Genomic DNA, 13,423 nt, shown 5'->3' with positions numbered 1-13,423 from the left:
ATTCAGATATCACTTGTATCTATTGTCTGCCGGGATCGATCATCCGTTAAAGGTCAGATCCCATCTGTCAGAAAGATGTCCTGGCCTGACTGCAAGTGCAGCAAGCTCTTCCAGCATATCTGGCGCCTTGGCAAGCGCCTCTTCCATCAGACTGTCCAGCTTAAGAAGCTCCTCCTTACAGTCGATCTCCGGCTCCGGGCTCATAAAAAATTCGGTAATAAACGCAGATATCTTTTTTCCTGCGGGGGAAAGGGCATGTTCCGAAAGGCGTCTCTTCCTTCCTCCATCATCACATACCAAAATACAGGTGAATATCTTCATCATTTTCAATGACAGATAAATGTTCCAGGTACGGATCGCCGGCAATACCTGGTGGATCGTCCATGCACTGAGAAAACTGGCACGGATCCCATGAGACGGATAAAAACGCAATGGATCTTTGCCGGTTTCATACATCAGCATACGATCAAATTCCTTCTCAAAGAGCGTATGTGAGACTTTACCCTCGGCAGCTACCTGATTGACGTAAGGATGACAGGTAGAATCCAGGATATAATGACATCCGAACCCCAGCAGGTAAGCCATCAGTGCAGGATTTTTTTCCTCTCGGACCTTCGCCATGCCCTTTTCAAAGAATTCTCTTGCTTTCCGTCCATGCATCTGCACTCCGTACTGTGTCACCGGATTTTTGGATATAAAATAATAAAACAGGATATCCGGACCATGCTGTCCGATCCGGTACAGATTTCCGTTGCTTCGAATCAGATGCTGTAATTTTGCGGAAAGTTTCCGGTAAACCCTTTTTCCAAAAAGATCATGTGCGTATGTTGTGGGCATTTTCGTCACTCCTCTTCTGTTTTCTGATCTGTCCGACAGGTCCCGTAAACCGGCATCTGTCCGTGTTATTTGTTATACGTCCAGCTTCAGCTGGATCTCTTCCTCTGCTTCCGCCTTGAAATCCTCCAGCTGGACCGGATCCATTTCCGGAAGGTCTTCCAACCCCTGGACACCAAAGCAGCGCAGAAATTCTTCGGTGGTTCCCAGGAGGATCGGGCGACCCGGAGCATCCAGACGTCCAAGTTCTCTCACCAGATCATAATCCATCAGCTTATTGATGGCATGATCACATTTTACCCCTCGGATCTTTTCGATCTCTGCTTTTGTAACGGGCTGTTTGTAGGCAATGATCGAAAGGGTTTCAAGCATAACGTCTGTCAGCGTGGGTTTCTTTGGCTGCGCTGCGATCCGGATAAGAGAATCATAGTATTCTTTTTTTGTACAAAGCTGAAAGGAGTTTTCGAGCTCTATGATCTGGATCCCGCGCTCTTCTTCCTGATAACGGATCATCATATTTCGGATGATATTTTCCGTTGTTGTCGGATCCTGACGGATCGCTCTGGCAATACGGGGTAATTCCACTGCTTCTCCCATTGCAAACAGGATGGCTTCGATTTCTCCTTCAATTCGTTTGATTTCCACTTATTGTCCTCATTCCTACTATATTATTCATCTGCGAACTCTGTCAGATTCTTCCATGTGTCCGGATCCGTGATAACTTCCACATGAATATCATCAAAAAGATCTTCCTGTTCTGCATGAACATGTCCCATTTTCATCAATTCCAGAATTGCCAGAAATGTCACGATCAGCTGTATTTTGGAATGTTGGTTTTCCATCAACCTGCGAAAGCTGAATTTCCGGTGAGTTTTTGCATATTCCTTCATTTCCAGCAATTTATCAGAAAGTGATATTTCCTCTTTTTCGATCCTTCCGAATTTACTTCGGATCGGGTCAATCTTATTTTCCTGTCTGCGGATCAAAGCCTGATAGATCGCACTCATCCGCTCCAGTGTCAGACCCCGAAGAAGTTCCTGGGGATCAGACGGTGGAGTATACTGCAGCACTTCTTCCGGAAGATCCTGTTTTCGGTAATAAACCCCCGCCGCATCTCCAAGCCTGTCCCGTAATTCATAGGACATATATTTGTACATCTTATATTCCAGCAGCTTCTGCACAAGCTCTGCTCTGGGGTCCTCCTCTTCTCCTTCCTCATTCACTTCTTTCGGAAGAAGCATTTTACATTTGATATCCAGAAGAGTAGCTGCCATGACAAGAAATTCACTCATGATCCCCAGATCTTCTTTTTCCATGGAATGCAGATATTCCATATACTGATCTGTGATCTCCACAATAGGAATATCATAGATATCGATCTTGTTTTTGTCGATCAGGTGAAGCAGAAGATCCAGAGGGCCTTCAAATACATTCAGCTTAACAGATAATGCCATAGGGTTTCCTCATTTCATTTTTTCGGAAGGTTTTATATCGATCACCAGTAGTTCCCTTGGATTATGGATCCGAAGGGGGATGGTATGTTCTCCAAGTCCAGCACTGACGATCATATGCTGATCCCCTTTGTGAAAGTCTCCACAGCAAAACGGCGGAAGAAACAGATATTGAGGAGATGAAAGACCGTAATGTTCACTGAGGCGGACAACGCCTCCGTGATAGTGTCCGGACAGGATCAGATCCGCGCCCCATTCAAAATAGGTTTTTCCGTATTTTGGATTATGTGCCAGCAGGATCTGCATCCCTTTATCTTCAGGTTTTCCGATCATTTCTTCCATCACTTCCTTTTTCAGCTTCGGTGATCTTGGTTTGTGATAATATTCGATGGGAAGCTCCAATCCCCAGAAACAGAAGTGTTCTCCCTGCAGGACCATATCTTCACGTCCGTTCCTTAAAATATGCACACCGACTTTTTTCAGTGCTCTTTCGTATTTTGCATAATATGGCCGGTATTCTTCGGAAAGGAACATTTTATATTCATGATTGCCAAGTGCATAATACACGGGAAAATCTCCGGCAAGCTCTGTCAGCAGCTTACATGCAGTTACCAGAGTATTCGTTTCTGTGCGTACAGCCATGTCGCCGGCAGAAAGTATCACGTCCGGGGCAAGTTTTCGGATCGTCTCTGTCAGCCGTATATTGTCTTTTCCGTAGGATATTCCGTGAAGATCTGCAAGAAGGATCATCCTCACGCCCTGTGGAGCATGGATCTTGTCCGTATGGATCTCATATTGTTTGATTCTGAATTTTTTCATATTATTTTCCAAATCCGCAGTTCGGGAAAGTACAAACCGGACAGTTCAGACATAGTCCGCCTTCTCCCAGCCTGGCGATCTCCTCTGCCTTGATCTCATCATCTGCCATCACTCTGGGCAGGATCAGATCAAATACCGTTCTTTTTGCGTACATGACGCATCCCGGAAGTCCAAGTACCGGTATGGATCTTCCGTTCCGCTCAAGATATGCCACAAGCAGCATAGCTCCCGGAAGTACAGGTGCTCCATAGGTTATGATCTTTGCTCCGGTATCCCGGATCCCGCCCGGAGTACGATCATCGGGATCCACACTCATTCCGCCGGTACAGATGATCAGATCTGCTCCTGCATCTGCGAAAGAAAGAATTGCCTTTGTGATCTCTTCCTTATCATCTCCCGGCATCACCTGGCCTGTCACTTCTGTCGGAAACCCGGAAAGCTTTTCCCGGAGTACCGGTGTGAAGGTATCCTGGATCAGTCCTTTTTTGATCTCACTTCCGGTTGTGACGATCCCTACTTTTTTCTGCTGGTAAGGGAGAATGTCAAAGATCGGAAGATTTCCTGCTGCCTTCTCTGCTGCATCCATTTTCTCTTTCTCGATCACAAGCGGAATGATCCTGGTTCCTGCAACCTTATCACCTTTTTTTATCGGAAAATCGCCATGTCTGGAAGCAATCATCATTTCTCCCAGAGAATTCACAGCCACAAGTGCATCACGACGTATTTTCAGAATACCATTGATCTTTGATACCACCTCGATCTTACCTTCTTTGATCTCAGTTCCATGTACTTTGGAAGAGTTTCCGGCACAGATTTTGTAAAGGATCTCTGCAGCTTCATTTTCGTGAAGAATCCCCGGTTTTTTCTCCCACACAAAAAGGTGTTCTTTTCCTACAGAAAGCAGCAGTGGTATATCTTCTTCTTTCACTACATGCCCTTTTTTGAAAAGAACGCCTTTTTTCTCATCTTTTATGATCTGCGTGATATCATGGCACAGAATGTGTCCCACTGCATCTTCTGTTCTGATCTCTTTCATCCAAAATCCCTTCCCTGTTCTGTTATTTCTTCAATCCGTTGTATTATACATCCAGTCTGCCCTTTTTGTCAAAATATGTTGCAGGCATCACAAAAGAAATGCCTGACAGGTTCTTTCCAGCCAGTCATGGTATCCGGCCTTTTTTATTGTTTCCCCGTACAGGATATCCAGACTACCGATCTTTTTCCCATCCTGATAGTATTCCTGTGCCCCTACTTTCTGCCCTTTTTTCACCGGCGCACTTTGTTCTTTGGGAAGGATCAACTTTTTCTTAACATTGTCAGGTTTCGTTCCATCTGTGCTGATATATCGGAATTTCCCTCTATATACAAGCGGAACCTGCTCTTTGACTCCTTTGCGGAGCTTCATAGGTTTCAGTGGCTCCAGAGCATCATCCAGATACAATGTGCATTTAGAAAAGCCGTAATTTAAAAGAGCTGCTGCATCCCGGAATCTTGTTTTCGGGTCCGGTGCGGCCATCACTGAGGCGATCAGTGTGATCCCGTTTCGTTCTGCCACAGCACTGAGACAGTATTTTGCAATACTGGTGCTGCCCGTTTTAAGTCCCATACACCCCTCATAGCTGCGCAGCAGTTTATTTGTGTTGGTCAGTGTAAATTTCGAGGATCCTTTTCTGGTAACGTGTGTGATATCCTCCATCCAGACAGATGAATATGTAAGAACTTCCGGATATCTGCTGATGAGCTCCCTGCTCATAAGTGCAATGTCATAGGGAGTTGTATAATGCTCCTGTGATTCCGTCAGCCCGCAGCAATCCACAAAATGGGTATTTTTCATTCCAAGATCCTTCGCCCTCTCGTTCATCCTCTCCACAAAGGCTTGTTCTGTTCCCGCAACATACTCCGCCATAGCTACGCTGGCATCATTTCCGGAAGCGATCACAATACATTTGATCATGGTTTCTGCAGTCTGCTTTTCTCCTTCTTCCAGAAATACCTGCGACCCTCCCATGGATCTGGCATAAGCACTGGTGGTAATGCTATCCTCCAGATGCAGGGTTCCCTCACGGATAGCATCAAAGATCAGAATCAATGTCATGATCTTTGTAATACTGGCCGGGCTTCTTCGGGTGTCAGGATCCCTGGAATAGATCACGGTACCGGTTTCTTTTTCCATAAGGACTGCACCCGGCGCTTCGATCAGCTGCTGTGCTTTTCCACTATCTTCCGTTTCTCCCCTGACACCAATGGGTGTCAGAGCCAGGCATAAGACTAAAATACAGATCAAAAGACTTTCCGGAACACTTCTGTTCATAAGCTCACTCCTGCCGCAAACATCTCTGTTCTATTGTAAAAGCTTTCCTGAAAGATTATTCCTGAAATTCTGAAAAAGCATAGATTCCGGGCCGTATTCCTGTATCTTTCACTCTGCATCGCTTTGCTTTTTCAGTTCTTCGTCATACAGCTTAACACCTGTTTCACAATTTCCAGCAGCATATTTTCTTGCATAATTCGCTGCATCGATCGCCTCAGATGCATTGTCACATTCTTTGGTGATCAGATAGATCCCAGTGCGGAGACAGAGCTCCATATCCGGATATTTCTCTTTCATCTGCCGTAAGAACTCCTGATTGGTCTTTAAAACAGATGTTTCCGGATCAACATCCATATCACATGGAGTGAAAAGGATAAAATGATCAGAGATCGCCCTGGTAAAATATACATCCATATCTGTTTTTAGAACGCTTATCACATACTCGGAAAACTGCCGCAGGATCTGATCTCCCACACGATATCCGTATTTTGCATTAATACGTTTAAATTTTTCAAAATCGGTATATATCACTGCATGTCCCGGCCCGTAACCTCCGATCAGCATTTTCTCCACATTTTCGCGAAATCTTGAAAAAGAAGACAATCCGGTAAGCTGATCCCGTCCGGATTCTGCAGCAATGCTACGATAAGCACTGTTAAATGCCTGGTTCTTGGCATAATGCGCAGAAATGATCTTAGTCACTTCTCCCAGCAGCTTACGATCTTCTCTGGACCAGAGCCTTTTTTCCTGGCAGGTCACGTATGCAATGGCCCCTGTATAGCTTCCCTCGCAATACATAGCAGCACAGACTACAGTTTTTGCTCCGCACTGTAACACATTCTTTCTTCCCTGTTCCGAATATTCAGCCAGATCATTCTCCTGAATCACCACAGTACCATATTCATCATTGTGGCGAAACAATGTGATAAAATCACTTTTTGAAAAATGTATCTCATCTATCAAAAGCCTGTATTCTTCTTCCGAAACCCATTGAAAAACCCTGTTTATTTTCTGCTCTGCCACCTTGGTATGCAGGACTGTGATCCGGTTAAGCCGGAATTTCAGACCGATCACTTTCATCAGAAGTTCAATCGCTGCCTGAAAGCTGCTCATTTTTTCAAATATTTCAAATGCAGTAGAAACAATATCATTATGAAGATATCTGGCATCTATCTCAACACCCTCGTATAATTCCTGCTTTTCCTCTGTCTTATCCTCAAAACGTCTCAGATTATCACAGAAAGCATAGCGGTTTTTTCCATTTTTCTTTGCCTGGTAAAGTGCCCAGTCTGCATTTTCAAAGAGCTGCTGATATGTATATCCGGAAACATTTTCCGGAAGAAAGCAGATCCCCACACTGCAGGTTGCCAGATACGTGGTTCCCGGAAATTTAAGTTTCTGCACTTCCCGTATCAGTTTTCCTGCCTTTTTCATGATTGCTGCATGGCTGATATCCTTCAAAAGGATCACAAATTCATCGCCACCCAGACGCATGATCACATCATTAATATCGAACAAAGCCACAAACAGCTCCGCAAAACGTTTCAGGACTTCATCACCGAACATATGTCCGTAAGTATCATTTACATTTTTAAAATAATCTACATCAAGCACCATCATCCCGCATCCTGCATAGGGATTTCTGGATGCAAGGTATTCATCGATCAGTTCTTTTCCGAAAAAGCGGTTATACACTCCGGTCAGAGGATCTTTCTGGGCACGTTCCTCAAGAAATTCTTCCTGCAGCTTCTCCCTGGTGATATCTCTGGAGCTTCCTATGAAATAATGATATCCGGTATTTTTATCCTGTGCTATAAATCCCCGTACTGTCAGAAGACTCGCATTACCGTCTTTATTGATACACCGCACTTCTATCGTCCCGCCTTCCCGGGATGTCAGAAAATCCGTCAAAAACTTCCAGTCGTCTTTATAAACATTGCTGTATTTCTGTCCACTAGTCTTAAAATCCGTAATATTTTTTACAGGTCTCAGGTATTCATCCAGACGTTCATATATGTCCGTCTCCTGACAGTACTGAAAAAGCTTCAGTGTAGTATTTCGATAAATGCAAGCGTATTTTTCCAATGTATCCCGAATATCAAAAATAGGATTTTTTTCATCTGTTTTCATTCACGACCTCCCAAAGGGTTCCTGATCTCACAGTATTAGTGAAAGTATACCATATCTTACTGTATATATGTAGTTCTTTTATTTCTTTTTACAGTTTGTTTTTTACTATATAAAATACGCAGCTAAGGGCAGGATTACTCCTGCCCTCCTGCCTTTTTTCATGAAAATGATACGGGTATGGTATTTTTTATGCTGTCATTATGGGAATATCGGTCATATCTGGATTTTTCATTTACAAAGGTCAGCGATGCAGTTTTGTTTTCCGTTGTCAGAGCAGCCGTACCGGAAGCAATCTTCCGGGGATCTGTACCATATGCAGGTGCAGCGCCTTTTATGATGCGGACATTCTCTGTATTTGCCCGTACATCTTTCAGATAGTAGCGTAGTACCGGTTTTTCCCAGACCGTATACTGCCCCAGCGGGATATTCCTGAGAGTGACCGATAATGTTGCATAGCCATTTTTATCGGTTTCATAGCTTCCTCTAGTAAAGGTCACATAATCCTCATATCTGTGAGGATTTCCGGATAGATCCGTACCTTCTGCCACAAAGGAAAAGGTTGGATTTCCATGAGCCCAGGTAATATCCTCCTCTTTGATCTTTTTTATGATGGTGATATTTCCCAGCGGAAGTGTTACCGGAGTATTCTCTGCTTTCAGATCCACAGTATCCGTATCTGTATTTTCTTTTTTCTGGAAGATTACCTCCTTTTCGTATTTGCCTGTATAGTTTTCCGGATTTTTTGTTTCCACTACTTTGAACCTTCCCTGATTAGCATCTGTAAGCAGCAGCTCTTCCGTAGAGTACCATCCGGTTTCTACGTCAAATTTCAGGATGCTCTGCCCGCCCAGGTCATTTTGGTAAGTCTGCTTCCCTCTATTCCACTGAAGCACGGTAAATTCCGCATCTTCCAGAACTTCCCCGGTATAGATATCTGTTTTTCTCAGACGGATCACCCCTGTATATTCCTTTTCCTTTTCATTGACAACTTCAAAGGAAAGGCGTGCATCCTTGTCTGTGATATCTACCATTTCTTCCCAGCTTCCTGTATATCCGGGCGGAGTCTTTGTTTCCACGATCTTATATTTTCCCTCATTATCCGAGGTCTTTAAAAGTTCTCCGCTTACATAAAGTTCGCTGGAGCTGTCATAATCCAGAAGTGTTCCTTTTTCTTTATAGGCTTTTTTTGCTGCACTGTATTCATAAAGTGTAAATTCCGCACCTTTCAGGATCTCACCGGTTTTCGCATCGATCTTACGAACTTCAATCCTTCGTTTTTCAGTCTGGTAGTTCACTGCTTCAAACAGAAATTCCTGCTTTTCTCCCGGCTTATCCAGCGTAAAATTCTTCTGCCAGTTTCCGGTGTAATTGGGAGGAGATTTTGTCTCACGCACACGGAATTTTCCCTGATTGTCTTCGGTATAATTAAATTTCCCGGAGTTATAGGTACGCTTCTGTCCATCATAAGTCAGTTTTTTTAAGGTTACGTAGGCTTTGCTTTTTTTACTCCACTGATACAGGGTGAATTCAGCTCCTGCCAGTGGATCGCCGGTATTTCCGTCTTTCTTTCTGATGGATACTGTTCCGCTGATATCCATGATATCCGTTACGCTGACGGTTGTCGTCTTTCCGCCGGTTACTGTAACATTTTTGATAGCGGTGTTCAGTTTATAGCCTGCAGCGGCTTTCGTTTCTTTCACATAGTATTTTCCCGGAACCAGTTTTGAAAAAAGGATCTCTCCACTGGCATTTGTTGTTCCGGTTGAAACCTTCTGATCCTTACTGTACATAGTCCGGTATCCGGAGGTCAGAGCTTCTGCTGCAAACAGTCCGTACTGCGCTCCCTGGATCAGTTTCCCCGTGTTGGGTTCCTTCTTGACCAGCTTTGCATTGCCGTAAACCGATGGCTTTACTGAAAAGGAAAAGCTTCCTCTTGTTCCCTGGTATACGTAAGCGCCAAAATCCTGTACTCCATCTTTTCCTGCCTGGGCACTTCCGTCAACCAGGATATAGGAAACCGGCTGAAGTAGCATTTTGCAGGAAAACTTCTTTGTTGCAGATGCATTTAACGGAAAGATCAGAAAAAAATATGCCCCATCCTTAAGGCTCAGGCTTGTCCCCGACATCATTTTGGGATTAGTTTTCTGTGAATTATAATCCGCTGCGCTCGTCCAGTAGGCCAGCTGCCATTTTTCTGTGGCTCCTCTTGTTATGGTGATCCCGTTCCCTGCTTTTGCTCCATCTGTTACTTTCATAAGAGTACTCATCTGAAATCCGTCCTTCATACTGTCAGGAACAAAGGGAAAACCTGCAGGTCTGCTTCGGAATACACTTAACGGGATCGTCTTTCCGGATGCTGCTGCCCAGGAACCGTCTTCGGAAACATAAACGGCAGCTTTGTTTCTTGCAGGGATCGTCAATGTCTGGATCTTATCGATCAGACGGTTTATTCCTGTATGTTCTACTTCTGCTGCTGTGGCATATCCACAGTCATTAAAATATACCTTTGACAGCGCAATATGAGTAAATACATAACGGTTCTGCCATTTTGACCAGTCTATGTGACTGCAGGAGGGGTCATATCCGGTCCCCAGATCCCCCGGTCCTCCGTAACCAAAGTACAAAAGCTTCTGGATCACAGAATTAGTCAGTGCTTTTACTGCCTCATTCTTCAGCGTCATACTGTCTAGTCCATCCTGAGTTGCTTTCAGGCAATACAGAGGTGAAACCTTTTCCTCTCCTGTATCATCGATATAATGTACAGAACGATACGTACATCCCATACGGGTTTTATTTCCGGAACCAAGAAAATCATTGGCAGCTGTCCAGATCTCATCGCAGTAAACCCTGGTCCAGCTGTCCAGATAATACTGGGACGGGGAAAGTGCTGTAGCTACGATAGCATCCTCTCCTTCTGAGATTACTTCCGCACTGCCAGCTTCCCGGAACTCCCCGGGAAGTGCTGCAGAAAGAGCAATGATCTCTCCGTTTTCGATATCCTGGATCAGTTCCTGATCCTCTTCACTTTCTCCTGTAAGGATTTCCGCGTTTTCTTCCGTGAATACAGTAAATCCCGGATCCTCTGTCTGCTCCGGTATCTCTGTCAGAGCTATATTTTCTCCTTCTTTTGAAACAGCTTCCGGTTCGATTAGCTCATCACTGTCCGTATTTTCAGTATTATCTTTACCTTCTTCAAAAGCTTCCTCCACCGTTTCCGGTTCAGGCAAGGCTGTCGGAACCGGCATCTCAGCCTCCCCGGGCTGATCTGTTACCGGAATATCCGGGGCCTCCTCTTCTTCCTCCGGTTCTGTCTGTTCCTGCTGCGGATCTGCTGATACCGAACTCATATCTGCTGCAGGACTGGCCGAAACCACAAGAGAAGAAGCTGTGATCATCAATGCCATCCATGCACCGATCATTCTTCTTTTCAATTTTTTCGTCCTCCTTTCCATAGCGTCAGACTGCAGGTAAGCAGCGCCATACCAGCCATCAGTGCAAACAGGATCACAGGAGATTCATCTCCGGTCTTCACTGGTGTTGTCCTTACCGAAGAACTGTTATTTCCGGAAGCTCTTTCTGTGGCTTCTTTCCTGTCATTCCGGCGTGGGACGGAACTGGTTTCCGCCGTCTCCTGATCCTCTTCCACGGAAAAGATCCATTTCACATCTGCTGCCCGAAGAGCATATAAATTATCCAGCTCTGCCGGAACCGTAACCTCAAATCTCATGTTTCCTTTTTCTCCGCTGGAAAATTCCCCCAGGGACACGGCCTTATTGAGAGACACAGCCAGAAGATCCCCGGAATACAGCTTTTTATCATTCATGGTGATCACCAGCTTCAGCTTTTTCAGAAATTCCTGATCTTTTACCGATTTACATTCCGGTGATGTGCGGAAGAAGATCTCTGCTGCATGCTCCGTTGTATTACGAATCTCTACAGAATCATAAAAAACATCTCCCGGCATTGCCGTGGAAAATCCGGAAAAAAAGTCTTCCGGAGCCGCGATCAGTTTGTGCGCATTTCCTTCAAACTCCACCTTCAGATCCACCGGACTTTTTTTCTGAACCACAAGACCATCGGTATCGTGGATACATCTTAAGATCTTCTGATTTCCCCAGGGTGACATGGCACGGAAATCCGGTGCAAAATTTGCCGCCTGGACAGCATCCGCCACGATGGTGATCCCCAGCTTCTTATCCTGGTAGGATTCATCCCATTGGGATGGTACAGTCACACCGGTAAAAATATCCACGCTGTCTCCCTGTTCCAGCTTCCTGGTATAATAAAAATACTCTCCCTTCCGGATCCATCTCGGTGACATTCCTGTAAGATTCCTGTCATCCAGACCATCCAACCCTTCCAGATCATCTGTATAAGAGATCTTCACCCTTACCCAGCATGGCTCTGAGTGATTGGTGATCCTGGGGATCTTGGATATCTCATCTCCCGGAAGAACGATCCGGCGATCTTGATATTTCATTTCTCGGCCGTCCTTTTTTTCCAGTTCCCGAAGAGAAATATTGATATCTCCCACTGATATGTGATTGGTCACTGTCACGGAATCTGAAAATCTGGCATAAGCAGCCGTGCACGCCAGGATACTGCCTGCTACAACAGCACCTGCCAGCAGGGCTTTAAGATGTTTTTTCAAGCATTCCCCCTCCTTTCTGCCTGAGCAGAAACCGGATCTGAAAAATACCTCCACGCACTTTCATAATCTGAAAATCCTTCTGCCTGTACAGCTTCCTCATAAACATTGATCTCAAAATCCTTAATGCTGTCCCTATAAGTATCATCGATCTTTTGGGGATCGATCTGAAATCCGGTACACAGAGGAGTTGTTTTTTCACCCTCGGATATTTTTTTCCGGTAGTAATAATAGCCGTCCTGACTGTTATACACCCAGTTTGCCGTATCCAGACCTGTTAATTTCACGCCTCTGCCTATATCGTCATTGGAGTAGGAAAGGGACATCCTCACATAGCAGTCTGCCTGGAACCCTTTCACACTGCCGGAAAAATTTCCGATCCGGATCTCTTTTCTGTAGGACGGACCATTCTCCATAGGCGTAGGTGTAGGATCCGGAAAATCTTCCTCGATCTCCGTTGTCACATACCCCACTGCAGCAGAATTTATCTTTTTTTCGAAGTCTGAAAAATACGCCGCAGTCCCTGTTGCGCACAGGAGCCCTGTTGTCAGGAGAAGGAAAACGGGTCTTTTTAATTTATTCATTTCGTGACACCACCGGCCTGTCCTTTATTCTGATTTACATATTTCTGGTAAGCAGCAGTTGCCTGCTCCAGAACCGTAGTCTTGTCATCCCCGGTATTGGTAGCCTGGATCGCATAAGCCCGTACCGGCATATCAATCTGCTGTGTATCCAGCTGACCTTCGATGATATTGGCAAAGGTTACTGTATCAAAAAGAGTTGTAGTCTTTGTTCCCGGCTTCAGGATGTGGTTATATGCATAGGTGTAGACCATATTCTGCCCCACTTCGGTCCGCTCCAGCTGTGTCCAGTCCTTGTTTTTGGTGAAGCTGAACAGCTCTGTTTTTGCAAGCGCATTCCTGGTACCATCCTTGGCTACCGTGATCACATTTCGGACCGGAACAGAAACTTCCAGATAGACAAATGCTTCATTTACTCCTTTATTTGCTACATAGGGGTCCTTCCGGATCACCTGAGTAGGAACCAGATCTGTATTGTCCTCCGGTTTCCAGTTAGGCTCATCCAGGTCGATATCCACTTTTCCTACGGTAAAGCTATTGGTTGCCGTTTCAAAATCCGTGAGATATGCAGCTGTTCCTCCGGCTGCCAGTGCAGTGATCACAGCAGCAAGTGCAATTCCTTTTACCAGTTTTCTGTTTTTCATCATGA

At 45.0% G+C, this 13,423-nt stretch carries 11 protein-coding genes; all 11 read right to left on the bottom strand.

The window, feature by feature from the left end:
• Positions 1 to 39: 39 nt before the first annotated feature.
• Positions 40 to 837, bottom strand: coding sequence for a zinc dependent phospholipase C family protein (locus tag GPK58_RS10540; protein WP_059085668.1), 798 nt, complete (start codon positions 835 to 837; stop codon positions 40 to 42).
• A gap of 72 nt (positions 838 to 909) precedes the next feature.
• Complete coding sequence (scpB, locus tag GPK58_RS10535; RefSeq protein WP_022426764.1) at positions 910 to 1,479, bottom strand: SMC-Scp complex subunit ScpB; 570 nt, start codon at positions 1,477 to 1,479, stop codon at positions 910 to 912.
• A gap of 23 nt (positions 1,480 to 1,502) precedes the next feature.
• A complete protein-coding gene (locus GPK58_RS10530; protein WP_059085667.1) occupies positions 1,503 to 2,288 on the bottom strand; it encodes a segregation and condensation protein A in 786 nt (261 codons plus the stop codon).
• A gap of 9 nt (positions 2,289 to 2,297) precedes the next feature.
• Entirely contained in the window at positions 2,298 to 3,104 is an 807-nt protein-coding gene (locus tag GPK58_RS10525) for a metallophosphoesterase (RefSeq protein ID WP_215638626.1), read from the bottom strand.
• A 1-nt stretch (position 3,105) separates the two neighbouring features.
• Positions 3,106 to 4,140 carry a molybdopterin-binding protein gene (locus GPK58_RS10520; protein ID WP_092070660.1) on the bottom strand — a complete coding sequence of 345 codons (1,035 nt, stop codon included), beginning with the start codon at positions 4,138 to 4,140 and terminating at the stop codon, positions 3,106 to 3,108.
• 87 nt (positions 4,141 to 4,227) lie between these two features.
• Positions 4,228 to 5,415 (bottom strand): D-alanyl-D-alanine carboxypeptidase family protein, encoded by a 1,188-nt coding sequence (locus GPK58_RS10515; protein ID WP_092070663.1) that lies wholly within the window; start codon positions 5,413 to 5,415, stop codon positions 4,228 to 4,230.
• A 108-nt stretch (positions 5,416 to 5,523) separates the two neighbouring features.
• Complete coding sequence (locus GPK58_RS10510) at positions 5,524 to 7,545, bottom strand: GGDEF domain-containing protein (protein WP_092070665.1); 2,022 nt, start codon at positions 7,543 to 7,545, stop codon at positions 5,524 to 5,526.
• Positions 7,546 to 7,703: 158 nt separating this feature from the next.
• A complete protein-coding gene (locus tag GPK58_RS10505; RefSeq protein ID WP_092072697.1) occupies positions 7,704 to 10,976 on the bottom strand; it encodes a SpaA isopeptide-forming pilin-related protein in 3,273 nt (1,090 codons plus the stop codon).
• Positions 10,973 to 12,196, bottom strand: a complete 1,224-nt coding sequence (locus GPK58_RS10500; protein ID WP_092072700.1) for a hypothetical protein — start codon at positions 12,194 to 12,196, stop codon at positions 10,973 to 10,975. Before GPK58_RS10500 ends, GPK58_RS10505 begins: the two co-directional genes overlap by 4 nt.
• Positions 12,193 to 12,777 carry a hypothetical protein gene (locus GPK58_RS10495; RefSeq protein ID WP_021650527.1) on the bottom strand — a complete coding sequence of 195 codons (585 nt, stop codon included), beginning with the start codon at positions 12,775 to 12,777 and terminating at the stop codon, positions 12,193 to 12,195. The genes GPK58_RS10500 and GPK58_RS10495 overlap by 4 nt, the downstream gene beginning before the upstream one ends.
• Positions 12,774 to 13,421, bottom strand: coding sequence for a TasA family protein (locus GPK58_RS10490; protein ID WP_015524856.1), 648 nt, complete (start codon positions 13,419 to 13,421; stop codon positions 12,774 to 12,776). The genes GPK58_RS10495 and GPK58_RS10490 overlap by 4 nt, the downstream gene beginning before the upstream one ends.
• Positions 13,422 to 13,423: the final 2 nt, after the last annotated feature.

Origin of the sequence: Blautia sp. MCC270, from assembly GCF_018785605.1 — a bacterium.
Taxonomy (GTDB): Bacteria; Bacillota; Clostridia; order Lachnospirales; family Lachnospiraceae; genus Blautia_A; species Blautia_A fusiformis.
The sequence above is the reverse complement of the archived record's forward strand: the minus strand, read 5'-3'. Positions and strand labels throughout refer to the sequence as shown.